Origin of the sequence: Nonomuraea sp. B12E4 (assembly GCF_039871825.1) — a bacterium.
Taxonomy (GTDB): Bacteria; Actinomycetota; Actinomycetes; order Streptosporangiales; family Streptosporangiaceae; genus Nonomuraea.
On sequence record NZ_JBDPME010000018.1, the window covers coordinates 106,873 to 128,274 of the forward strand.

Sequence of the window (21,402 nt, forward strand, 5' to 3'; positions counted from 1 at the left end):
TGCACATTAATTCGTTGTCTATCCAAACTATTGACCGTCTATACGCGGGTGTGTGAGCCTGCTGGTGAGCTCATGCGCGAAGGCGCGGCGACGGTCAGGGTCCTGCACTCTGCTCGTGCATGGCGGTCACCTGGAGCCTTTGGGGCGCCCGCCGGCGCACCTGGAAAGGAAGAGCCGCGCATGCGAAAAAGATTATTGGTGATGTTCTCGATCGCCACCGTCCTGCTCGCGGTGGCAGTCGTGCGGATGTCGCCGGTATCGGCCGTGGCCTCGGATCCGTACGCGTACAAGAACGTACGGATCGACGGCGGCGGCTTCGTCCCCGGCATCATCTTCATCGGCGGCGCGTACCGGTGGAACCAGTCCAGCAGGTCGTGGACCCCGCTGCTCGACTGGGCCGGCTGGGACAGGTGGGGCTACAACGGCGTGATCAGCCTCGCCACCGACCCGGTGCAGACCAACCGGGTGTACGCCGCCGTCGGCATGTACACCAACACCTGGGACCCCAACAACGGCGCGATCCTGCGTTCGACCGACCGGGGCGCCAACTGGCAGGTCACGCCGCTGCCGTTCAAGCTGGGCGGCAACATGCCCGGCCGGGGCATGGGCGAGGCGCTGTCCGTGGACCCGAACAACAACAGCGTCCTGTACTTCGGCGCGCCCAACGGCAACGGGCTGTGGCGCAGCACCGACTTCGGGGCCACCTGGGCAAGGGTGGCGAGCTTCCCCAACGCCGGCGACTACGCCCAGGATCCGAACGACCCCAACGGCTACCTCAGCCACCGGCCCGGCGTGCTCTGGGTGACCTACGACCCGCGCTCGTCCACCCGGGGCACCACCACCAGGACCCTCTACGTGGGCGTGGCCGACAAGCAGAACAGCATCTACCGCAGCACTGACGCGGGCGCCACCTGGACCCGCCTGGCCGGGCAGCCCACCGGCTACCTGCCGCACAAGGGCGTGCTGGACACGGTCAACGGCAACCTGTACATCGCCACGAGCGACACCGGCGGCCCCTACGACGGGGCCAAGGGCGACGTGTGGCGCTACGCCACTGCCACCGGCACCTGGACCCAGATCAGCCCCGTCCCCTCCTCCAGCGCCGACGACTACTTCGGCTACAGCGGCCTGACCATCGACCGGCAGCGGCCGGGCACACTCATGGTGGCCACCCAGATCTCCTGGTGGCCGGACGTGATCTTCTTCAGGTCCACGGACTCCGGCGCCACCTGGACCCGGGTCTGGGACTTCACGTCCTACCCGAACCGCAGCTTCCGCTACCGGATGGACATCGCGGAGAACCCGTGGCTGACCTTCGGCGGCAACCCGCAGCCTCCCGAGGTCACGCCGAAGCTCGGCTGGATGACCGAGTCGCTGGAGATCGACCCGTTCGACTCCAACCGGATGATGTACGGCACCGGCGCCACGATCTACGGCACCGAGAACCTGACCCAGTGGGACTCGGGCGGCCAGTTCACCATCAGGCCCATGGCCAGGGGCCTGGAGGAGACGGCGGTGCTCGACCTGATCAGCCCGCCCAGTGGCGCACCCCTGGTCAGCGGCCTGGGCGACATCGGGGGCTTCCGGCACACCAACCTGGACTCCGTGCCGTCGATGTTGTTCACGGCGCCCACGTTCACCTCCACCACCAGCCTCGACTACGCGGAGCGGACCCCGTCGATCATGGTGCGGGCCGGCAACTTCACCGACGCCGACCGCCCCAACGACAGTCACGTGGCCTTCTCCACCGACGGCGGCGCCAACTGGTTCCAGGGCACGGAGCCCGGCGGCGTCAACGAGGGCGGCACGGTGGCCGCGGCGGACGACGGCTCCCGCTTCGTCTGGGCGCCCAAGGCCGTGACGCCGGTCTACTCGGTCGGCTACGGCAACTCCTGGCAGCAGGCCGCCGGTCTGCCCACCGAGGCGATCGTGGAGTCGGACCGGGTCAACCCGATGAAGTTCTACGGCCTGAGCGGCGGCCGCCTCTACGTCAGCACGAACGGCGGCCAGTCCTTCACCGCCACCGCCGCCACCGGCCTGCCCACCACCGGCAAGTTCAAGGCCATGCCCGGCCGGGAGGGCGACCTCTGGCTGGCCGGCCAGGGCGGGCTGTGGCACTCGACGAACAGCGGCACGTCGTTCACGAAGGTCGCGGGCATCACGAACGCGGTCAACGTGGGCTTCGGCCGGGCCGCGCCGGGGCAGACGTACCTGGCCCTGTACGCGGTGGCCACGATCGACGGGGTCACCGGCCTGTACCGCTCGGACGACGCCGGGGCGAGCTGGGTACGCATCAACGACGACAAGCACCAGTGGGGCAACATGGGCGAGGCGCTCACGGGCGACCCGCGCATCTACGGCCGGGTCTACCTCGGCACCAACGGCCGCGGCATCCTGTACGGCGACCGCACGGGCGGCCCGGTCACCCCCACGGTGACGCCCACGGTCACCCCCACGGTCACCCCCACGGTGACTCCTACCGTGACCCCCACGGTGACGCCCACGATCACGCCCACCCCCGGCAGAGGCTGCTCGGCGACCTACACCCCCGGCAACCGGTGGCCGGGCGGCTTCCAGGCGGACGTCACGGTCAGGAACACCGGGAGCTCGGCCATCACGGGTTGGCGCGTGACCTGGACCTGGCCGGGTAACCAGCAGGTCACCCAGATGTGGGGCGGCACCCCCACCCAGACGGGTGCCAACCTGAGCGTCGTGAACGCCGGTTACAACGGCAACCTGGCACCCAACGCTACGACGTCGTTCGGCTTCAACGGCAGCTATTCCGGCACCAACACCCCACCCGCCACCCTCACCTGCACCCCGACCTGACCCACCCCTCGGGGAGGGCGCCACGCAAGCCGCGGCCCCTCCCCGGGACCGCGGGACTGTGCCTGCACTCCCTCAGAGGAGCCGTCATGACGGGCGCTTCTTGAAACCGGCGGGCAGCGAGGTCAGCGGGCCTTGGGGAAGGCGGCGCGCAGCCTGGCTCCGTTGACGATTACCGCGGCTGCGCCGATGACCAGGGCGCTCGCGTTCTGTGCCACGACGAACCACGGCGGGAGGATGCCGGGGATCAGGTCCATGGCGATGAGGGCGACCGGCACGAGGATCGTGATGACGCGCACGCGAAGATAGGCCCATCGTTTCCCCTGGGAGGCGAGGACAATCATCCAGTAGGTCACGGCGGCGCTCGCGAACAGCCCGGCGGCTCGACCCCACATGAAGTCGGTCACCTGTGCCCGGTGCTCGCGAGGATGATGACCGTGATGAGGGCCGCGACGCTGAGCGCACCGTAGACCGCGACGAAGATCTTCACCCTGCCGGAGGCCTGCTTGGTGCGTGGATGCTGGCGGCGAAAGCCAAGCGCATCTGCGAGGCGGCTCACCTCGACCCCGTAACCCATATGTTCGAGAGGAGCGGCTGATGTCTGGGCACAACAGATGGAAGACGATCAGGACGGCCGGGTTGCGCGAGGATGCGGCTGAGCATCCCGAGTACACGCAGGCGGGGTTGGACCTGCGGCTGGGCGACATGGTGCGGGCGCGCCGGATCGAATTGGGCTTGACCCAGGCTGAGGTGGCGCAGCGTGCACAGCTCAGCCAGCCCGCCCTCTCGCGGATCGAGGGCGGCGGCGGAGTGCCGACGCTGGCCATGCTGGATCGGCTGGCACGGGCAATGGGGACGACCTTCACCATCACCGTCGGACAGGACGCCGCCTGAAAGCTCGGCATCACCGACGACGACAACCACAACCGCCGCGTCCTGGCCGTCCTCGCCTACCTGAACAACACCTGACGGCGCGCTTCGGGGCGCCGGCTCAGGCGGCGCTCTTCGGGGCGGCGCCGCTGCGTGACCCGAACCAGGCGGCGGCGATGCAGGACACCAGGAGCGTCACGCCGGACAGGACGCCGGCGACGACGGGTGTCCACGCGACGGCGGAGGTCTGAGCCATCACGAGCCCGGCCACCCCGAGCAGGGCGAGGATCACGCCGGGCACGGCGATGCTCGGCTGCCTCCAGACCGGGGCCAGCACGATGAAGTGGACGCCGACGATGACCGCGATCCAGGCGACGTTCGCCTCATCGGCCTGGCCCCACGCGCGCAACAGTGCGATCCCGCCGAACAGGAGTACGGCCTCGGCGGCCACGACCACCCAGTAACCCCGGCCGAACATGTTGCGCCGACCCCGCTCCGCGGCCGGTCGAGCCTGACCGGCGGCCCGTCCTCGCCGGCCCAGGACGACGACACCGCACAGGGCGAGTGCGGCGACGGCGCGTGCGATGGTGACGGTCGCTGGGTTGAGGGGGTCATGGGCATTGGCGATCACAAAGATCGCGCCAAACAGGGCGCCGATCAACAGACCGGTCATACGTTGCATAGCGCGTAACTTACTCCCACCGGCCCCCAGGCTCTGTCCTATGCCGACGTCGCCTCCGCTTTCGATGCCGCGTGGGCATGGCTTGGAGAATCGATGTTGCTGATCGGGAGCAGCCCGCGCTCGGCGAAGACCTTCTTGGCCACCAGCGTGGCGTTGATCGAACGCGGTACGCCGCAGTAGACGGGCGGGTTCGGGCATCAATGGCCCGCTCGGTGCGGCGCTGGGCCGGCTGCGCCGCGAGCTGCCCCGGGTGGACCTGCGGCTGGAGGAGAGCTTCAACGACACCGAGATGTCCACCGCGGTGCTGAGCGGCCGATGCGACCTCGCGGTCCAGCGGCTGCCGATGCGCGACGCCCGCCTGGCCACCGAGGTCTGGTGGCGCGAGCCGCTGACGCTGTTCCTGCCCGCGGGCCATCCCCTGGCCTACGGCTCCGAACCGGCCCCGCTGACCGCTCTCGGCCAGATCCCCCTGGTCCTCTGGCCGAGGAACGTCTCACCCCGGTCCTACGACGAGATCATCACCCTGTGCCACCACGCCGACGTCGTCCCGCGCATCGGAGCTGAAGGCCGCAGCGTCCAGACGGTGCTGGCCCTGGTCGCCGCGGGGTTCGGCGCCGCCGTCATGCCCGACTCCCACCGCACGCTACGCCGCGTCGGCGTCACCCCCAGGCCACTGGCGGGCACCGCGACCCTCCTCCACCTGGTCTGGCGCACCGACGACACCAGCCCCCTCCTGAAGCGCGTCCGCGAGGTCCTCCAGCGCAGCACCACCCTCCCCACCGACATGTGACGAGGCGGGCCGCGTGACGTAGCTCGCTCAAGCTGATGAGCCGGCCCTCATCCCACACCTCCGGTTCCAGCGCCTGGCCGTAGACCCATTTAGCAGCGTCGCCATACCCTTGACCTCGTTGTACTCGCGCAGCGGCTTGGCGCCAACGGCGCGACCCTGATCGAGCAGCGCCTGGACCTCGCGAAGCACCAGGGTGTTGCCTTCGAGGGCGGTGGAGTGGTGAGCTTCCAGGTGCCAGATATCAGACCGTGTGCGTCAGACATCTTCGCGGCCTTCCCGTAGGCAGCGGATCAACGCATCTGACGGCTCGAACCATGGTCAACCCCGCCCAGGGCCGGTCATGCGGCCCCGCACGTGGACCTTCTCGACTGTTCACCGGACCGCGATAGGGTCCCGGCCGGTGGATCCGGTGGATCCGGTGGATCCGGTGGATCCGGTGGATCCGGTGGATCCGGTGGATCCGGTGGATCCGGTGGATCCGGTGGATCCGGTGGATCCGGTGGATCCGGCGGGTGCCGCGTCGCCGCGGCGGCGGGCCGTCGCGATGGTCAGGGCCGCCGGCAGCGTGGTCACGAAGATCGCTACCGCGAGTGCGGTCCAGGTGGCTCCGTCGGGGTGGATCAGGGCTTGACCACGCAGAGCCTGCCACGCCGTGATGGCGAACAGTGCGGAGTATCCCAGGATGACGACGCCGGTCAGCTGAGCGCGTACGCGTTCGTGGCGGAGCAGGCTGATCCGGGTCGCGAGGGCGGTGAGGATGAGTACCGTCAGCAGGAACACCTGGACGGAGTGCAGGCCGATGAAGTGCGGGACGCGCAGGTCTCCGCCTACGGTGCTCCAGTTCGTGATCGGCATGCCGCCGCCGTCCGGTGCGCCCACCCCGTGGCCTCCCACGAGTGAGACCGGGTTGCCGTAGGCGTCCTTGGCCGTCCGGGGTCCGTTCGCCGAGGTCGACGCGGTGATGAAGGATGCCAGCGCCATGCCGAGGACGGCCAGTCCGATCCCGGCGCGCAGGGCCCAGGTGAGTGCCGCGTCGCCGGTCCGCTGGAACAGCAGCATGATGGCGATGAGCAGGTTCGCCGCGAACAGCCCCATCACGCCGCCGGAGAAGATCAGTTGCCCGGTCGCGTTGAACGCGTCGGTTTCGGCGTTGAAGTGGCTGTATGTGCCGCGGGCTGCCTGCACCGTGATGAAGCCGACGTCGATCAGCCCCGCGACGGCGAAGGCGGTTCCGAGGGTCCACATGGTGCGCTTTGCCTTGCGAAGCTGCGGCAGCATCCAGGCGAGCGTGGCGCCGAACATGACGAACGAGACCCCGAACTTCAACGGCTTCGCCCAGATCGACTCCGCCATGAGTTCGCGGCCGTCTATGAAGAGGCCGAAGCCCGCGACGACGATGAGCGCCGACATCGCCGCCACCATGACCATCAGCGGCCGGTGCCACAACCTGATTGCGTACGGTGTAATAAGTGTCATGCGTACAGCGTATTGACGCGGCTTCCCGCTTCCAACAGCGACTATCCATAAAGTGAACTAGTAGCCTGAAGAAGTGAACTAGTACATTAAGGGGTCTCATGCAATCGTCGAGCCAGGATCCGCCTTACCGGCGCATAGTCGAAGAGTTCCGTGCCCGAATCCTCTCCGGCGAGCTGCGGGCGGGCGCGCGGATGCCGTCCATCCGGCAGATCGCTCAGCGCTGGGGCGTCGCGATCGCGACCGCGACCAAGGTGATAGCGACCCTGCGCGACGAGGGGCTGGTCGTGGCGAGGGTCGGCGCCGGTACGGTGGTCGCCGCCCGCGCGGACCTCCAGCAGCCGGAACCACCTCCCAGGCAGGCGCTGAACCGCGAGCACGTGCTACGCACCGCCATCGCGATCGCCGGCACCGAGGGGCTCGGCGCCGTGTCCATGAGGCGGCTCGCGGCCGAACTCGGCGCCGGCCCGATGTCGCTCTACCGGCACGTGGCGAACAAGGACGAGCTGGTGACGCAGATGGTCGACGAGGTCTTCGGCGACTCAGAGCTGCCCAGTCCCGGGCCGGAGGGGTGGCGGGCCAAGCTCGAACTGGTCTCCCGTCGGCAATGGGAGCTGGTGCAGCGGCACATCTGGCTGCCCAGGGCCATCTCGTTCACCCGCCCGCTGCTCGTGCCCAACATGATGGCCCACACCGAGTGGACCCTGCGCGCGCTCGACGGGCTGGGGCTGTCCATGTCGATACGGGTACGAGAGGCACTCACGCTGCACGCCCTGGTCGTCACCCTCGCCCTGTCCATGGCCGACGAGGTCGAGGCGGAGCAGGAGACCGGTGTGACGCTCATGCGATGGCAGCTCGAACGGCAGTACCGGTCCGAGGAACTCCTCGACAGATTTCCCCTGCTGGCCACAATCCCTGGGGAGACGGTGTCAGATTTGGACGGCCTGTTCGAGTACAGCCTGGCCCGGCATCTCGACGGTTTCGCCGTACTGCTGCGGGACCTGAGCACCGCCGATGGGCAGCACTCACGCGGTCGCCGGTCACCGGATGGCGTGTGATCTTCTAGTGCCCCTTTCCGCCTGCCGTGTCTCAACCGGAGGTAGCCGGCCGGTGATCTTGGACGGCGGGCGTCGAGGCGGTGCCTTGGTTTTCAGCCCTTGATGGCGCCCACGATCACGCCCTTGGTGAAGTGGCGTTGGACCAACGGGTAGAGGATGAGGGCGGGGATCACGGCGATCACGACGATGGCCATCTTGATGGCGAGGGTCGGGGGTGCGTCGCCTGTCACCCCGGCCGTGGCGCTCGGTAGGGGGTTGGAGTCCACCACGTACTGGCGCAGGATCAGGGCCAGGGGCCACTTGCGGGTGTCGTCGATGTACAGCATGGCGTTGAACCAGGCGTTCCAGTAGCCGACCGCGTAGAACATCGCCACCACGGCGGTGACCGCCTTCGACATCGGCAGCACGATGCGGAACAGGATGCGGAACTCCCCTGCCCCGTCGATGCGGGCGCTGTCCAGGATCTCGCCGGGGACGCTCATGAAGAAGGACCTCAGCACCACCACGTTGAACGCCGACACGGCCGTGGGCAGGATCAGCGACCAGTAGCTGTCCTTCAGGCCCAGGCCGCTCACCATCAGGTAGACGGGGATGATGCCGGGGAAGAAGACGAACATCAGCAGGATGCTGAACAGCAGCGGCCGGTGCAGGAACGAGCCGGTCCGCGACAGCGAGTACGCCCCCAGCACGCTCACCGCCGTGCTGACCACCGTCCCCACCAGCGTCACCAGCGTGCTGACCAGCACAGCCCTGCTGACCACCGTGTCGGAGAAGATCTGCCGGTACGCCTCGAACGTGATCCCGTCGGGCACCAGCACCAGCCCCCCGACCCGGTTGACCGTGGCGGAGGAGCTCAGGCTGGTCAGCACGATCGTGTAGAGCGGGCCGAGCACGACCAGGACGATCAGCGTCACCAGTGTGCCCTTGCCCAGGCGGCCGGCCGGGGACGGCCGTTCCTCCCAGGGCGCCAGCCCGGCCGGCCGCCGAGGCTGGAAAAGCCTGCGCGGGCCGGATCGCCGCTGGTCCGGGCGCGGCCCGGAGGTCAGAGTGGTCATGACCTCGAATACACCCCCCGCTCGCCGAGCGCGTGCGCCACCCGGTTGGCCGCCAGAATGAGCAGCAGCCCCACCAGGCCCTTGAACAGCCCGGCCGCCGCCCCGTACCCGAGGTCCCCGGTGCGCAGCCCCGACCAGTAGACGAACGTGTCGAACACCTCCGAAACCTCGCTGCCGACCGCGCTGCGTTGCAGCATGAACTGCTCGAAACCGACGTTGAGCGCGTCGCCCAGGCGCAGGATCAGCAGCAGCACGATCACCGGCCGCAGCCCGGGCAACGTGATGTGCCACATGCGCCGCCAGCGACGGGCGCCGTCCACGGCCGCGGCCTCGTACAGGTTCGGGTCGATGGTGCTGAGGGCGGCCAGGAAGATGATCGCGCCCCAGCCCGCGTCCTTCCAGATCGTCTGGGAGGTGATCAGCAGCAGGAACGTGTCCGAGTTCGTCATCCAGTCGGCGCCTTCGTGGCCATGGTCCCGCAGGATCTGCGCCAGCAGCCCCGCCCCGCCGAACATCTGCTGGAAGATGGCCACCACCAGCACCCAGGAGAAGAAGAACGGCAGGTAGGCCACGCCCTGGACGAACGCCCGCAGCCGGGCCGACACGATGCTGTTCAGCAGCAGCGCCAGCATGATCGGCACGGGGAAGTAGAAGACGAGCTGGAAGGCCGTGATCGACAGCGTGTTCAGCATCGCGCGCAGGAACTGCGGGTCCTGGAAGAGCAGCGCGAAGTTGGTGAAGCCGATGACGGGGCTGCCGAGGATGCCGCCGGTGAAGGGGTTGTAGTCCTGGAAGGCGATGACGTTGCCCAGCGCGGGCAGCCACCAGAAGACGGTGACCACCAGCAGCATGGGCAGGTTCATCACCAGCAGCGGCCAGTCCCTGCGCAGCTTGGCCCGCCAGGGGAGCGGCGCCATGACCGAGTCCCGGCCGGGTGGGGGCGTGCCCGCCCCTCGTTTGCGACGAGCGGTCACCACGCCCATGAACGGGTCCTCACAGCCTGCCGTTCTCGCGGGCGACCTTCATGTAGAACTCGCGCGCCTCGTTCCCGCCCTGCTCCTGCCACTCCTTGATGACCTGCGACCACTCGGAGACGGGCCGCTTGCCGCGGAAGATCTCCTGCATCTTGTCCTCGGTCGGCTTGGCCAGGCCCGCCATCTTCGACGGCGTCTCCACCCGGATCCCCACGAACGGGTCCTTCTCCAGGAGCTTCGAGGCTTCGGTCGACCAGTCGTACAACCCCTGGACGAGCCCCTCGTACTGGGTCATCGCGTTGGCGTTCGGCCGCCCGGACAGGAACATGTACGTCGGCGCGACCTCCTTGCGGCCGAGCGCGGTCTGCTGGACCTTGCCATCCTCGACCGTATAGTGCTCGCCCTCGACGCCGTTGTTGACCAGCTCGTATTCCTGCGTGCCGAACGGCGCCGAGCACCAGTTGGCCAGCGCCAGCAGCTCACGCGTGCGGGCGTCGCCGAGCCCCTTCCTGATGAAGCAGAACATGCTGGCGGGCTCGTTGCGCCACATGATGGGCGTGCCGCCGGCCTGCGCCGGGTACGGGGTGACGATCTGCTGGTCGAACTTCGGGTTGTCGGGCTGGAAGCGGCCCAGGTTCTCGTGCCAGGCGCCGAGCCCGTCCCGGTAGATGACCATCTGGCCGCTGCCGAAGATGCCCTTGTTGTCGGCGTCCTGGTTGGCCACGATGTCGGGGTGCACCTGGCCGGCCGCGAAGAGCTTGGTCATGAACTCGATCGAGGCGGCGAACTCGGCGGTCTCGTACTTGTACTCGAGCGTGCCGTCGCCCTTCTTGCGCCACTCGCGCGGAGCGCCGAAGGCGCGCTGCATCTCCTGCTCCATGCCGCCGCCGAAGGCCCAGCGCTTCTTCTTCGGGTCGGTGATCGCCTTGCCGAGCGCGACCAGGTCGTCGCCGCTCTTGGGGTGCTGCAAGCCCAGCTCCTCCAGGATGTCCTGGCGGACGAAGGTGGCGAACGGGAACGGGTCGTTCTGCCAGGGGATGCCCTGCAGGATGCCGCCGAAGACGCCGTACTGCCAGGCGGCGGTGTCGTAGTTGGCCAGCAGCGGGAACTCCTTGGCCTTGTCTCCGGCCAGGTAGGGGGACAGGTCGGCGAACAACTTGTTGGCCGCCTCGGTGAAGCGGCCGAGCTTGATGATCTCCCAGTTGGGGATCTGCAGCATCTCCGGCACGTCGCCGCTGGCCAGCAGGGTGCTCATCTTCTGCCCGTAGGTGTTGCCGTCGGAGATGTTGAACCGTACGGGGCCGCCGAGGCGCTCGTTGACGGCGTCGTAGTAAGAGTTGTCGCCCAGCCCGGGTGGCACCGTGCCCCACAGCGGCGTCATCGCGGCGACCTCCTTGCCGCTGGTCAGCGGCTTGGTGGTGACCGCCTGCACCATGGAGGCGGGCCGGGTCAGGAAGCCGGGCGCCACGAACTCGCCGCCGGCCAGATCCGGCTTGAGCCCGGGGATCTCGAACGGGATCCGCGCCGGCACCAGGCCCTTGAGCTTGTCGGCCGCCACGGCCGTGCCCTTGGAAAGCTCCTTCTTCTCGGCACAGCCCGCCACCAGAACGCTCGCACCGACCAGGCCGAGGAACGCACGGCGAGTCGTGTTGTCCGGCATGGCTCGCTCCCTTCTCCGGGTGGGGATGGCCTGTCAAAATTAGTTGGTATTCCGACCAAACAAATTAGTAGACTGTGACCGCAGCCACAAGGGATCGCAACGGTCACAGAATGGTGAAGGAGAGCCACGATGCGGCATGCTGGGGTCATCTCTTGGCGGGAACGGGGCTGATATTGATCACTTCTACGACCGGCCCGCAACCGGCCGACTTCGCCGACGTACGGGCCACCAACCTGGCGGTCGTGCTGCGGTTCGTCCGCGAGCACGCGCCCTGTTCGCGAGCCGACATCGCGGCCTCCACCGGGCTGAACAAGGCGACCGTGTCCAGCCTCGTCGCCGACCTCATCGACCGGCGGCTGGTGCGCGAGACCGGGTTGACGGAAAACCGGGTCGGCCGGCCGGCCACGATGCTCGTCCTGGACGGCTCCCCGTACGCGGCCATCGGGGTCGAGATCAACGTCGATTTCGTGTCGGTCGTGGCCGTCGATCTCGCGGGGGAGCGGCTGCTGACGTGGCGGCGCTCGTTCTCCGGCGGCGGCTCCGTCAACCAGGGTGTGGCCGGCGTCGGCGCGATCGTGCGGCGCGTGGTCAACCGCATGGCGAAGGAGGAGCGCCAGATCCTGGGGTTGGCCGTGGCCGTGCCGGGGCTGGTCGATGTCCAGGGCACCGTGCGCCTGGCGCCCAACCTGGGCTGGCGTGACGCCGACATCGGCGGCGACCTGGCCAAGGCGCTGCGCGACCCCGGCTTCCCGATCCAGGTCGACAACGACGCCAACCTCGCCGCCCTGGCCGAGCAGCGCTTCGGCGCCCACGCGGGCGCCTCCGACCTGATCTATCTCACCGGCGAGGTGGGCGTGGGCGCGGGCATCATCCTGGACGGCCGGCTGCGTCGCGGCGGGCTCGGTTACAGCGGCGAGATCGGCCACGTGCAACTCGACCCGGACGGCCCGGCGTGCCACTGCGGCCGGCGCGGCTGCCTGGAGGCCATGGCGGGCATCGGCGCCGTGCTGCACAAGGACCCCTCGCCCGCGGAGATCCAGGTCGAGATCGAGGAGTCGCTGCGGCTGGCCCGCGCGGGCGACCCCGGCACCCTGGCCACGCTGGAGTCGGCGGGCCGGAGCCTCGGCCAGGGCGTGTCCATCCTGGCCAACCTGCTCAACCCCGAGGTGGTGGTCCTGGGCGGCTACTACGTCCCGCTGGCGCCCTGGCTGCTGCCCGCGGTGCAGGCGGAGTTGCGCGACCGCGTCATCGCCGCGGAGAGCGGCGGATGCCAGGTCGTGGCCTCGACTCTGGGCCACGACGCGGCCGCGCTCGGCGGCGCGGCGCGGATCCTGGATTCCATTGATTCGGGAAGATTGCCGGGAGGATTGGCACGAATCTCTTGACCTTGGTCACGGGGGCGTGCACCCTTCAGTCAACCCACCGAAATGTTCGCGTAACTTCCCCAGGCCGGTCGTCGAAGCGCTTCGACACTCTCAGAGGGATGATCATGCAAGAACCCTTCCGCGACCCAGCGCTCCCGCTCCCCGACCGGATCAGCGACCTGCTGCGCAGGCTCACCCTGGACGAGAAGGTGGGCCTGCTGCACCAGTACCAGGCCCCGGTCGAGCGGCTGGGCGTCGGCGCGTTCCGCACGGGCACCGAGGCGCTGCACGGCCTGGCCTGGCTCGGCCCGGCCACGGTGTTCCCCCAGGCGCTGGGCCTGGCTTCGAGCTGGGACCTGGACCTCGTGCGCAGGGTGGGGGAGGCGACGGGTGACGAGGTGCTGGCCTTCCACCACAAGGACCCGGCCGGCGCGGGCCGCAACGTGTGGGCCCCGGTCGTGAACCCGCTGCGCGACCCCCGCTGGGGCCGCAACGAGGAGGGCTACTCCGAAGATCCGTGGTTGACCGGCGTCATGGCCACGGCCTATGCGCGTGGGCTGCGTGGGAGCGCTCCCGAAACTTTCCGGACGGCTCCCACGCTCAAGCACTTCCTCGCCTACAACAACGAGACCGACCGCTGCACGACCTCCAGCAACGTGCCGCCACGCGTGCTGCGCGAGTACGAGCTGCCCGCGTTCCGGCCGGCCATCGAGCAGGGCGTGGCGGTGGCCGTGATGCCCTCCTACAACCTGGTCAACGGCCGCCCGGCGCACCTCAGCCCGCTGATCGGGCAGGTGCTGCGGGCCTGGGCGCCGGACGACCTCCTGGTGGTCAGCGACGCGTACGCGCCGGGCAACCTCACCGCTCTGCAGGGCTACCACGACACGCTGCCCGAGGCGTACGCGCACGCGGTCAAGGCCGGGATCGACAGCTTCACCCAGGACGACGACCGCTCCCAGGCCACCCTCGACCATCTCCGGGAGGCGCTCGCGCAGGGCCTGCTGGCCGAGGCGGACGTCGACCGGGCGGTCCGGCACACGTTGTCGATCAGGTTCCGGCTGGGCGAGTTCGACCCGGCGACGCCGTACGACGACGTCACCGACAGCGTGGTCAACTGCCCCGAGCACCAGGCGCTGGCCAGGGAGGCGGCGCGGCGCTCGTTCGTGCTGCTGCGCAACGACGGGCTGCTGCCGCTGGCGGGGGTGCGGCGGATCGCGGTGATCGGCCAGCTCGGCGACACGCTGCTGGAGGACTGGTACAGCGGCACCCTGCCCTATGCCGTCACCGCCCGCACCGGGCTGGCCGAGCGCTGCGAGACGGTGTTCTGCGAGGCCGTGGACCGGGTGACGCTCACCGCCGAGGCCGGGCCGGTGACCGCCGACCCCGCGGGGGGGGCCGCTGAGCGTGGGAGCAGCGGAGGCGAGCGCGTTCGACCTGTTCGACTGGGGTGGCGGTGCTTACGCCCTGCGGGCCGTGGCCACCGGGCGGTTCGTCTCGGCGGACGGCCTCACCCTGGTGAACGACCAGCCGGGGCCGAACGGGTGGGAGGTGCGCCAGACGTTCCGGATGGAGGAGCGGCCGCGCGGCACGCTCGCCCTGCGGCACATCTCCACCGGCTGCTACGTGGGCGCGGCCGACGATGGTGTGCTGCGCCTGGTGGACGACGCCGACCAGGCCGTCTGGCTGGCCATGGAGGTGATCAGGAGTGGCACCGAGCAGGCGGCCCGGGCCGCCGCCGCGGCGGACGTGGCGATCGTGGTGGCCGGCGATCACCCCTTGGTGAACGGCCGCGAGACCGAGGACCGCATGACGCTGGCCCTCGCCCCCGCCCAGGACGCCGTGGTGGTCGCCGCGCGGGCGGCGAACCCGCGTACCGTCCTGGTGCTCACCAGCGGCTACCCGCTGACCTGGACCGACGACGCGGTGCCGGCGGTGTTGTGGTCGGCGCACGGCGGCCAGGAGTACGGGCACGCCCTGGCCGAGGTGCTCTTCGGCGACGCCGACCCGGAGGGCCGGCTGACCCAGACCTGGTACCGCTCGGAGCAGGAGCTGCCCGACCTGCTCGACTACGACATCATCGCCTCGGACGCCACATACCTGTACTTCAGGGGCGTGCCGCTGTACCCGTTCGGCCACGGCCTCAGCTACACCACGTTCGAGTACGCGAACCTGCGCGTGCACCTGGACGGCGACCTCGTCAAAGCCCAGGTCACCGTGACGAACACCGGCCCGCGCCCGGGCGTCGAGGTCGTGCAGTTCTACTCCCACCAGCAGCGCTCCCGGGTCAAGCAGCCGCTGCGCCGCCTGCGCGGCTTCGAGAAGGTACGCCTCGCGCCCGGCGAGAGCCGTACCGTCACGCTCCGGTCGCCCGTCTCGGAGCTGGCCTTCTGGGACGTGACGCGGGGCCGGTTCGTCGTGGAGAGCGCGCCGCACCAGCTCATGGCCGGCCGCAGCGCCGCCGACGTGCGCCTGAGCGCCCGCTTCGAGGTCGCGGGCGAGACGATCCCGCCCCAGTCGGGGCTGTTGCGCGCGGCCGACCACGACGAGTACGACGCGGTCACCCTCGTGGACGAGACCAAGACGGACGGCGAGGCCGTCAGGTCGGACGCCGAGGGTGCCTGGATCGTGTTCCGGCAGGTGGACCTCACCGGCAGCACCCGGTGCGTGGCCACGGCGGGCGGCGCGGAGGGCGGCATGATCACCATCCGCTGCGGCGATCCTCTCTACGGCCCGGCGCTGGCCACATTCCCGGTGCCCAGGACGGATCGGCACGCCTATCACGACGTCACGGCACCGCTTGCGGCCGTGGGCGGGGTGCACGATCTTTACGTCGTGTTCGAGAACGATGGCGTGACGCTGACCAGGCTGGACTTCGGAGCCGGGGTTTGACCGGGCGCACGGTGACGATCTCCGAGGTCGCCAAGCACGCGGGCGTGGCCGTCAGCACGGTCTCCTATGTGCTCAGCGGCAAGCGGACGATCTCGGCCGACACCAGGCGGCGGGTGCTCGACAGCATCTCGGCACTCGGATACCACCCCAACGCCGGCGCCCGCGCCCTGGCCAGCAAGCGCTCCAACGTGATCGCGCTGGTGCTGCCGCTGCGCGCGGGCATGCACGTGCCCGTGCTGATGCGCTTCGCCAGCGCCGTCGTCACGGCAGCCCGCCGCTTCGACCACGACGTGCTGCTGCTGACCGCCGACGAGGGCACGGCGGGCATCCGGCGGGTGGCCGCGAGCGCGCTGGTGGACGCCCTGGTGCTGATGGACGTCGAGCTGGACGACCGGCGGGTGCCGCTGCTGCGCGAGCTGGCCGAGCCGAGCGTGCTCATCGGCTTCCCCGCCTCGCCGGCCGGGCTGACCTGCGTGGACCTGGACTTCGCCGCCGCGGGCGCGCGCTGCGTCGAGCACCTGGCCGAGCGCGGCCACGAGGAGATCGCCCTGCTCGGGGCGCCCTCGGTGGTGTACGAGCGGGGCACCGGTTTCGCCGGCCGCACCCGCGAGGGTTTCGTGGCGGCGCTGGACTCCCATGGGCTCACGGGCGTGGCGCTGCCCTGCGAGGAGACCTTCGACGAGGTGTACGAGACCGTCTGCGACCTGCTCCTCGACCGCCCCGGCCTGTCGGGCCTGGTCGTGCACAACGAGGCGGCGGCCGGCCACGTGCTGGCCGCGCTGCGCCAGCTCGGCCGGCGGGTGCCGCACGACGTGGCCGTGGTGGCGATCTGCCCCGACGACGTGGCCGAGCGGGCCAGCCCGCCGCTCACCTCTGTGCCGATCCCCGCCGAGGAGGTCGGCAGGGAGGCCGTGCGCCTGGTCATGGACAAGCTGGAGGGCCGGCGGGTGCCCGAGTCCACCCTCCTGAGCCCGCTCCTGGTCGTCCGCGCGAGCACCTGAAGCGAGCACTGGTGAGCCGGAAGTTTCTGATGGTTGGCCAGGGGTAAAGCGTCAATTCTGTGGGCTTTTTCACCTCTTTATGGTTCTGTGTCGGGTTTCCGGGCAGGGTCGCTTGGCAAGGAGGCGAAACCTTATGAGCACGTCTGTGCAACCGGCGGCAACCGGCCAGATGGCCGGACGCCCGTCCCCGACGGGCCTGGCCGACGTCATCGACACGATCCTCGACAAGGGGCTGGTGATCGACGCGTACGTCAGGGTCTCGCTCGTCGGTATCGAGCTCCTGACCATCGACACCCGCATTGTCGTGGCCAGCGTCGATACCTACCTACGCTTCGCGCAGGCCGCCAACCGGCTGGACATGGCGCAGACCGGGGAGAAGGGCCTGCCGGACGTACTGGCGCAGGCCAAGGGCGCGTCCGGCCTGGAGCAGCAGGAGGCGGCCGGCCTGGAGCCGGAGAAGGACGTGATCCAGGGGAAGCTGGAACGGGCGGACGAGCTGAGCGACTTCACCGACGAGGCCGCGGAGCCGAGGCGGCGCGAGAGGGCGCCCCGCCGGCGCCGGTCAGAGGAAGAGTGACGAGATGGCACGATCCACCAGGGAATCCAGGCCCTCCGTTCCGAAACAGCACCCCCGCAGAACCGAGAACCTCGCCACATACGTCTACGGCATCGTGCCCGCGGACGTCGAGCTCGACCCGGGCGAATCCGGGCTGGGCGAGCCGGTCGGCCAGGTCGAGCTCGTCCGCCACGGCGAGATCGCCGCCCTGGTCAGCGACATCGACGCGAGCCGGCCGCTGGGCCGCCCCGCCGACTACCTGGCCTACGAACGGCTGCTGGACTCCGTGGCCGCCCGCTCGCCCGTGCTCCCGTTCCGCTTCGGCGCGGTCCTGACCGACCCCGACGCGATAGTGGCGGAGCTGCTCGAACCGCACCACGACGATTTCCTCGACGCCCTGGACGACCTGGGCGACCAGGCCGAGTACATCGTCAGGGGCCGTTACGTCGAGGCGACGGTGCTCCGCGAGGTGCTCGCGGAGAACCCCGAGGCCGCCGGGCTCCTGGAGGCCATCCGCGACCTGCCGGAGGAGACGACCAGGAACGAGCGCATCCGGCTCGGTGAGATCATCGCCGCCTCCATCGAGGCCAAGCGGGACCTGGACACGAACCTGGTGCTCGACGCCCTCTCCACTCTCTACTCGACGGCGCTCGTTCGGGAGCCGACGCACGAGCAGGAGGCCGTACACGTGGCCATGCTCGTCAGGACCGGCGACCAGCGAGCCCTGGAGCGGGCCCTGACCAAGGTCGGCGACGACTGGGAGGGACGCGTCGACCTGCGGTTGCTGGGCCCGCTCGCCCCCTACGACTTCGTCACCGCGCAGGCGCAGGAGGTGTGAGGACGTGGGCCTGCTGACCACCATCGTGGCCTGGCCGCTCGTCGTGCCGGTGCGCGGCCTGATCTGGCTCGGCGAGCTCTTCCAGGATCAGATCGAGATGGAGACCCGCAACCCCGCCTCGGTCCGGCGTCACCTGGAGGAGATCGAGGCCGCCAGGGAGGCGGGGGAGATTTCCGAGGAGGAGGAGAACCAGGCGGTCGAGCGCGTGCTGGAACTCATGACCGCGCCCACCCGGAGGTGACCCCGTGCCCGACAGACGTTCCGTCGAGCCCGGCACACGTGTCCGGGGGGAGGGCCGTCCCAGCAGGGACGCCGGCCGGCCGCGAGCACACACGTCACGACCCCACGACGACCAGGACGCCGATCGGCCGCGCCCCCGCGAGGAGGACGCGGACCGGTCACGCCCCCGCGAGGAGGACGAGGACCGGCCGCGCGCCCGCGAGGAGGACGAGGACCGGCCGCGCGCCCGCGAGGAGGGCATGGATCGGCCGCGCGGCCACGAGGAGGACGAGGACACGCGTCCCCGGAAGGAACGGTCCCGCGTGGAGCGGAGGCGCCCGGCGGGGATGGACGCGGCCGAGGCCGGAGAAGCCGGAATCCGCCATCTCGCCGCACTGACCACGAAGGACATCGACGGGATCACGTCCGTTGAGCCGGAGGAGGACGGCTGGGTGGTGGACGTCGAGGTCGTCGAGGACCGCCGCGTCCCGTCCTCGGGCGACATCCTCGCCATCTACGAGGTGAAGATCGACACGGAGGGAAGTTTGCTCTCATATCGAAGGCTCCGGCGCTACCGGCGGGCCAACACCGACTCCGGACAGGCGTTCTGACATGGAAAGGATGACATCGTCCGGCCCCGTCGTCCGCCAGCCGTACGGAGTGGCGCCCCCGGGCGGCCGCGAGCCCGCCAACCTCGGCGACATCCTGGAACGGGTGCTCGACCGGGGAGTGGTGATCGCCGGCGACATCCGGGTGAACCTGCTGGACATCGAGCTGCTCACGATCAAGCTCCGCCTGCTCATCGCGTCGGTGGACACGGCCAGGGAGCTGGGCATCGACTGGTGGGAGCACGATCCGTGGCTCTCCGGCCGCGACCGCGAGCTGGTGGAGGAGAACCGCCGGCTGCGCCGCCGCCTGGCCGCCGTGGAAGGTCCGGCGGACCTCGATGAGTGACTCCGGCACCTACCTGTACGCCGTCGCGAGCGAGTCCGTACCCGTCGGCGCCCCCGGCGTGGCGGGCACGCCCGTACGCACGATCACCCGCGGCGGCCTCGTCGCCTACGTGAGCACCGTGCCGCTGGCGGAGTTCGGCGAGGAGCCGCTGCGCCACTCGCTGGAGGACCTGGACTGGCTGGCGGAGACTGCCCGCGCCCACCACGGCGTCGTGGACGAGGTGTCGCGGGTCCCGGTGGCCCCGGTCCGGCTCGTCACCGTGTACGCGGACGACGACCAGGTGGCCGAGCTGCTGGACCGGCGCGGCGAGGAGTTCCTGGAGGTGCTGTCCCACGTCGCCGGGCGCAGGGAGTGGGGCGTCAAGGCGTACGCGAGACAGACGCCCGACCCGGCGGAGTCCCCCATGACCGGCGGCGACCCCGGCAAACCCGGCACCTCCTACCTGAGACGCCGCCGGGAGAGCCTGCGCGGCCGGGAGCAGGCCCGCCGGCTCGCCCTTGCCCGCGCGGAGCAGATCCACGCCACCCTGTCCTCCGAGGCCGTCGCGAGCTGCCGCCACCGCGCCCAGGACCCGCACCTGTCCGGTCGCGAGGAGCGGATGCTGCTGAACGGCGCCTACCTCGTGGACGAGGGCCGGGACGAGGAGTTCGCCGCCCTGGTCGGCAGCCTTGGCGGCGACGGTGTGGACCTGCGGCTCACCGGCCCCTGGGCACCCTACTCCTTCACGGTGCTGGAGGCCGGTTGAGACGCGACGTGCTGTCCGACGACCGCCTGCCGGCCAAGCGGGTGGCCCTGGTGGACCTGCTGGACCGGCTGCTGGCGGGCGGCGTCGTGGTGACCGGCGACCTGGTCCTGACCATCGCGGACGTGGACCTCGTACGCATCTCGCTCCGTGCCCTCATCGCGTCCGTGGACGACTCCTTCGGAGGCCCGTATGACACGTGAGGCGACACCCGGATCCCCCAGCTGGCGGATCAAGGCCGACTCCGAGACGGTCGAGCGCGACCTGACCCGCCTCGTGCTCACCCTGGTCGAGCTCGTCCGCCAGCTCGTGGAGCGCCAGTGCGTACGCCGGATGGACCAGGGCGATCTGACGGACGAGCAGATCGAGGTGCTGGGCGTCACGCTGATGCGCCTGGAGGAGGCCATGACGGAGCTGTGCGAGCGCTTCGGCCTGACTCCCGAGGACCTCAACCTCGACCTCGGCCCGCTGGGCCCCCTGTTGCCCACGGAATAAGGGTGAGGGTCGCATGAGGTACGTATGCTACGAATCATGGAGATCGACGGATACGTTTACAGCCAGAGTCAACTACGCGCCCTCGTGGATGGCGTCCAGCACGTGGAGCGAGGCGTGTCCGACGTGGGATCCCAGTACAAGACGACGATGGGCGACATTCGAGTCGCCATTGGCAGTGACGAGTACGGTGAGGCGTACTGGAAGTCTCGAAGTGAGCGGTTGGCGGCCATCGACGCCGGCCTGGCATTGCTGAAACAAGCTCTTGGCGATCAGGAAGTCAGGCTGACCACGGCCAACGCCGGCTATCGGGCCGGCGAGGACGCCAGCACCGTTCGGAGCTGAGTGCTCGGCACCCAAGTCCGGCTGTCCCTTCATCAGGAAGAAACTACGTGTTCCCGTAAGGTTTCATGAAAGTTTACCTTCCTATAATTGCCAAGTCAAAATTGGCCGGAGGTCGCGATTGCGGAGTCGCCGTGCTTTGTCCCCGACCGAAATGGTTGTATAGTCCGATCTCATGCCGATATCGGACGGGGGGCCTTTATCGTGGACGATCCCTGGAACATGCTGGAAGAACTAGTCCAGGAGGTCAACAGGCAGACGGAGCAGATTAAGGAAGTGCACAAGAAGGTGCAGGATCTGTCCGTCTCCACCCGTTCGAAAGACGGCATGGTCACCGTGACCGTGGGGCCGCGTGGCGAGTTGCGCCGGCTCGAGTTCGATCCGCGCGTCTACCGCAAGCTGACGCCTTCCGAGCTGTCCGCCGCGATCACCGAGCAGGTCGCCAAGGCGACCGAACAGGTCTCCGCCGAGTTGGAGTCGCTGATCGGGCCGTTCGTTCCGCAGGACCTGCCCTTTGAAAGCCTGTTCGGCGAGGGCGTGGGTTTCGACGCCTTCCTGCCTCGCCCGGTGAAGCCGTCACCGGACGGTCCACAGGCGAGCTCATGACGCCGAGCCGA

The 21,402-nt window shown here is 69.5% G+C and carries 24 protein-coding genes and 2 pseudogenes; 18 read left to right on the top strand and 8 right to left on the bottom strand.

Annotation, left to right across the window (positions count from 1 at the left end; translation table 11 throughout):
• The first annotated feature begins 180 nt into the window (after positions 1 to 180).
• Complete coding sequence (locus ABGB18_RS32755; protein WP_347699514.1) at positions 181 to 2,829, top strand: cellulose binding domain-containing protein; 2,649 nt, start codon at positions 181 to 183, stop codon at positions 2,827 to 2,829.
• 122 nt (positions 2,830 to 2,951) lie between these two features.
• Here ABGB18_RS32755 and ABGB18_RS32760 read toward each other — a convergent pair whose 3' ends face one another.
• Both ABGB18_RS32760 and ABGB18_RS32765 read right to left on the bottom strand, forming a co-directional pair.
• Positions 2,952 to 3,233, bottom strand: coding sequence for a hypothetical protein (locus ABGB18_RS32760; protein WP_347699515.1), 282 nt, complete (start codon positions 3,231 to 3,233; stop codon positions 2,952 to 2,954).
• Positions 3,230 to 3,403: a hypothetical protein gene (locus tag ABGB18_RS32765; protein ID WP_347699516.1), complete on the bottom strand. Its 174-nt coding sequence runs from the start codon at positions 3,401 to 3,403 to the stop codon at positions 3,230 to 3,232. Before ABGB18_RS32765 ends, ABGB18_RS32760 begins: the two co-directional genes overlap by 4 nt.
• Before the next feature lie 20 nt (positions 3,404 to 3,423).
• Between ABGB18_RS32765 and ABGB18_RS32770 the strand changes: the two genes are divergently transcribed.
• On the top strand, positions 3,424 to 3,720 hold the full coding sequence (locus tag ABGB18_RS32770) for a helix-turn-helix transcriptional regulator (protein ID WP_347699517.1): 297 nt from the start codon (positions 3,424 to 3,426) through the stop codon (positions 3,718 to 3,720).
• A 97-nt stretch (positions 3,721 to 3,817) separates the two neighbouring features.
• On the opposite strand, the gene ABGB18_RS32775 is transcribed toward ABGB18_RS32770, so the two are convergent.
• Positions 3,818 to 4,369, bottom strand: coding sequence for a hypothetical protein (locus ABGB18_RS32775; RefSeq protein ID WP_347699518.1), 552 nt, complete (start codon positions 4,367 to 4,369; stop codon positions 3,818 to 3,820).
• A gap of 205 nt (positions 4,370 to 4,574) precedes the next feature.
• Between ABGB18_RS32775 and ABGB18_RS32780 the strand changes: the two genes are divergently transcribed.
• On the top strand, positions 4,575 to 5,168 hold the full coding sequence (locus ABGB18_RS32780) for a LysR family substrate-binding domain-containing protein (protein WP_347699579.1): 594 nt from the start codon (positions 4,575 to 4,577) through the stop codon (positions 5,166 to 5,168).
• A 372-nt stretch (positions 5,169 to 5,540) separates the two neighbouring features.
• Here ABGB18_RS32780 and ABGB18_RS32785 read toward each other — a convergent pair whose 3' ends face one another.
• The gene (locus tag ABGB18_RS32785; protein ID WP_347699519.1) at positions 5,541 to 6,644 is read right to left on the bottom strand and encodes a hypothetical protein; all 1,104 of its coding nucleotides are present in this window, start codon (positions 6,642 to 6,644) and stop codon (positions 5,541 to 5,543) included.
• A 98-nt stretch (positions 6,645 to 6,742) separates the two neighbouring features.
• On the opposite strand from ABGB18_RS32785, the gene ABGB18_RS32790 reads away from it, so the two are divergent.
• Positions 6,743 to 7,699: a GntR family transcriptional regulator gene (locus ABGB18_RS32790; protein WP_347699520.1), complete on the top strand. Its 957-nt coding sequence runs from the start codon at positions 6,743 to 6,745 to the stop codon at positions 7,697 to 7,699.
• 92 nt (positions 7,700 to 7,791) lie between these two features.
• Here the strand turns inward: ABGB18_RS32790 and ABGB18_RS32795 are convergent, their stop codons facing one another.
• Genes ABGB18_RS32795 through ABGB18_RS32805 form a run of 3 tightly spaced genes read right to left on the bottom strand, consistent with a single transcriptional unit; the run spans position 7,792 to position 11,388 of the window.
• Positions 7,792 to 8,754, bottom strand: coding sequence for a carbohydrate ABC transporter permease (locus ABGB18_RS32795; protein ID WP_347699521.1), 963 nt, complete (start codon positions 8,752 to 8,754; stop codon positions 7,792 to 7,794).
• Entirely contained in the window at positions 8,751 to 9,737 is a 987-nt protein-coding gene (locus ABGB18_RS32800) for an ABC transporter permease subunit (RefSeq protein WP_347699522.1), read from the bottom strand. The genes ABGB18_RS32795 and ABGB18_RS32800 overlap by 4 nt, the downstream gene beginning before the upstream one ends.
• 10 nt (positions 9,738 to 9,747) lie before the next feature.
• Entirely contained in the window at positions 9,748 to 11,388 is a 1,641-nt protein-coding gene (locus tag ABGB18_RS32805; protein WP_347699523.1) for an extracellular solute-binding protein, read from the bottom strand.
• A 173-nt stretch (positions 11,389 to 11,561) separates the two neighbouring features.
• Here ABGB18_RS32805 and ABGB18_RS32810 point away from each other — a divergent pair, with 173 nt between their 5' ends.
• Positions 11,562 to 12,773 (top strand): ROK family transcriptional regulator, encoded by a 1,212-nt coding sequence (locus ABGB18_RS32810; RefSeq protein WP_347699524.1) that lies wholly within the window; start codon positions 11,562 to 11,564, stop codon positions 12,771 to 12,773.
• Positions 12,774 to 12,877: 104 nt separating this feature from the next.
• Positions 12,878 to 13,738, top strand: a pseudogene (locus tag ABGB18_RS32815) (glycoside hydrolase family 3 N-terminal domain-containing protein); the annotation flags it as partial.
• Here ABGB18_RS32815 and ABGB18_RS32820 read toward each other — a convergent pair.
• The gene (locus ABGB18_RS32820; protein ID WP_347699525.1) at positions 13,627 to 14,019 is read right to left on the bottom strand and encodes a hypothetical protein; all 393 of its coding nucleotides are present in this window, start codon (positions 14,017 to 14,019) and stop codon (positions 13,627 to 13,629) included. The pseudogene ABGB18_RS32815 and the gene ABGB18_RS32820 overlap by 112 nt on opposite strands.
• 137 nt (positions 14,020 to 14,156) lie before the next feature.
• Here ABGB18_RS32820 and ABGB18_RS32825 point away from each other — a divergent pair, with 137 nt between their 5' ends.
• The 12 genes and pseudogenes from ABGB18_RS32825 (at position 14,157) to ABGB18_RS32880 (ending at position 21,391) form a co-directional block, all read left to right on the top strand.
• Entirely contained in the window at positions 14,157 to 15,641 is a 1,485-nt protein-coding gene (locus ABGB18_RS32825) for a glycoside hydrolase family 3 C-terminal domain-containing protein (protein ID WP_347699526.1), read from the top strand.
• Positions 15,638 to 16,642, top strand: a complete 1,005-nt coding sequence (locus ABGB18_RS32830) for a LacI family DNA-binding transcriptional regulator (RefSeq protein ID WP_347699580.1) — start codon at positions 15,638 to 15,640, stop codon at positions 16,640 to 16,642. Before ABGB18_RS32825 ends, ABGB18_RS32830 begins: the two co-directional genes overlap by 4 nt.
• 169 nt (positions 16,643 to 16,811) lie before the next feature.
• Positions 16,812 to 16,985, top strand: a pseudogene (gene gvpJ, locus ABGB18_RS32835) (gas vesicle protein GvpJ); the annotation flags it as partial.
• A 238-nt stretch (positions 16,986 to 17,223) separates the two neighbouring features.
• On the top strand, positions 17,224 to 18,036 hold the full coding sequence (locus ABGB18_RS32840) for a GvpL/GvpF family gas vesicle protein (RefSeq protein ID WP_347699527.1): 813 nt from the start codon (positions 17,224 to 17,226) through the stop codon (positions 18,034 to 18,036).
• Between the two features lie 4 nt (positions 18,037 to 18,040).
• The gene (locus tag ABGB18_RS32845) at positions 18,041 to 18,277 is read left to right on the top strand and encodes a gas vesicle protein GvpG (protein ID WP_347699528.1); all 237 of its coding nucleotides are present in this window, start codon (positions 18,041 to 18,043) and stop codon (positions 18,275 to 18,277) included.
• 4 nt (positions 18,278 to 18,281) lie between these two features.
• A complete protein-coding gene (gene gvpO, locus ABGB18_RS32850; RefSeq protein WP_347699529.1) occupies positions 18,282 to 18,866 on the top strand; it encodes a gas vesicle protein GvpO in 585 nt (194 codons plus the stop codon).
• Positions 18,867 to 18,876: 10 nt separating this feature from the next.
• Entirely contained in the window at positions 18,877 to 19,209 is a 333-nt protein-coding gene (gene gvpJ / locus ABGB18_RS32855) for a gas vesicle protein GvpJ (RefSeq protein ID WP_347699530.1), read from the top strand.
• Positions 19,202 to 19,954, top strand: a complete 753-nt coding sequence (locus ABGB18_RS32860; protein WP_347699531.1) for a GvpL/GvpF family gas vesicle protein — start codon at positions 19,202 to 19,204, stop codon at positions 19,952 to 19,954. The genes gvpJ (ABGB18_RS32855) and ABGB18_RS32860 overlap by 8 nt, the downstream gene beginning before the upstream one ends.
• Positions 19,951 to 20,154 carry a gas vesicle protein gene (locus tag ABGB18_RS32865; RefSeq protein WP_347699532.1) on the top strand — a complete coding sequence of 68 codons (204 nt, stop codon included), beginning with the start codon at positions 19,951 to 19,953 and terminating at the stop codon, positions 20,152 to 20,154. The genes ABGB18_RS32860 and ABGB18_RS32865 overlap by 4 nt, the downstream gene beginning before the upstream one ends.
• A complete protein-coding gene (locus ABGB18_RS32870; protein ID WP_347699533.1) occupies positions 20,144 to 20,446 on the top strand; it encodes a gas vesicle protein K in 303 nt (100 codons plus the stop codon). The genes ABGB18_RS32865 and ABGB18_RS32870 overlap by 11 nt, the downstream gene beginning before the upstream one ends.
• A gap of 36 nt (positions 20,447 to 20,482) precedes the next feature.
• On the top strand, positions 20,483 to 20,788 hold the full coding sequence (locus ABGB18_RS32875; RefSeq protein WP_347699534.1) for a hypothetical protein: 306 nt from the start codon (positions 20,483 to 20,485) through the stop codon (positions 20,786 to 20,788).
• Positions 20,789 to 20,989: 201 nt separating this feature from the next.
• Positions 20,990 to 21,391, top strand: coding sequence for a YbaB/EbfC family nucleoid-associated protein (locus ABGB18_RS32880; protein ID WP_347699535.1), 402 nt, complete (start codon positions 20,990 to 20,992; stop codon positions 21,389 to 21,391).
• Positions 21,392 to 21,402: the final 11 nt, after the last annotated feature.

Excerpts from the sequence above, each read along its gene's own strand:
- ABGB18_RS32785 (WP_347699519.1), bottom strand. The coding sequence starts at position 6,644 with ATGACACTTATTACACCGTACGCAATCAGGTTGTGGCACCGGCCGCTG.
- ABGB18_RS32875 (WP_347699534.1), top strand. The coding sequence starts at position 20,483 with ATGGAGATCGACGGATACGTTTACAGCCAGAGTCAACTACGCGCCCTC.
- ABGB18_RS32840 (WP_347699527.1), top strand. The coding sequence starts at position 17,224 with ATGGCACGATCCACCAGGGAATCCAGGCCCTCCGTTCCGAAACAGCAC.
- ABGB18_RS32805 (WP_347699523.1), bottom strand. The coding sequence starts at position 11,388 with ATGCCGGACAACACGACTCGCCGTGCGTTCCTCGGCCTGGTCGGTGCG.
- ABGB18_RS32790 (WP_347699520.1), top strand. The coding sequence starts at position 6,743 with ATGCAATCGTCGAGCCAGGATCCGCCTTACCGGCGCATAGTCGAAGAG.
- ABGB18_RS32765 (WP_347699516.1), bottom strand. The coding sequence starts at position 3,403 with ATGGGTTACGGGGTCGAGGTGAGCCGCCTCGCAGATGCGCTTGGCTTT.
- ABGB18_RS32755 (WP_347699514.1), top strand. The coding sequence starts at position 181 with ATGCGAAAAAGATTATTGGTGATGTTCTCGATCGCCACCGTCCTGCTC.
- gvpJ (WP_347699530.1), top strand. The coding sequence starts at position 18,877 with ATGACATCGTCCGGCCCCGTCGTCCGCCAGCCGTACGGAGTGGCGCCC.
- ABGB18_RS32860 (WP_347699531.1), top strand. The coding sequence starts at position 19,202 with ATGAGTGACTCCGGCACCTACCTGTACGCCGTCGCGAGCGAGTCCGTA.
- ABGB18_RS32800 (WP_347699522.1), bottom strand. The coding sequence starts at position 9,737 with ATGGGCGTGGTGACCGCTCGTCGCAAACGAGGGGCGGGCACGCCCCCA.
- ABGB18_RS32770 (WP_347699517.1), top strand. The coding sequence starts at position 3,424 with ATGTCTGGGCACAACAGATGGAAGACGATCAGGACGGCCGGGTTGCGC.
- ABGB18_RS32775 (WP_347699518.1), bottom strand. The coding sequence starts at position 4,369 with ATGACCGGTCTGTTGATCGGCGCCCTGTTTGGCGCGATCTTTGTGATC.
- ABGB18_RS32870 (WP_347699533.1), top strand. The coding sequence starts at position 20,144 with ATGACACGTGAGGCGACACCCGGATCCCCCAGCTGGCGGATCAAGGCC.
- ABGB18_RS32795 (WP_347699521.1), bottom strand. The coding sequence starts at position 8,754 with ATGACCACTCTGACCTCCGGGCCGCGCCCGGACCAGCGGCGATCCGGC.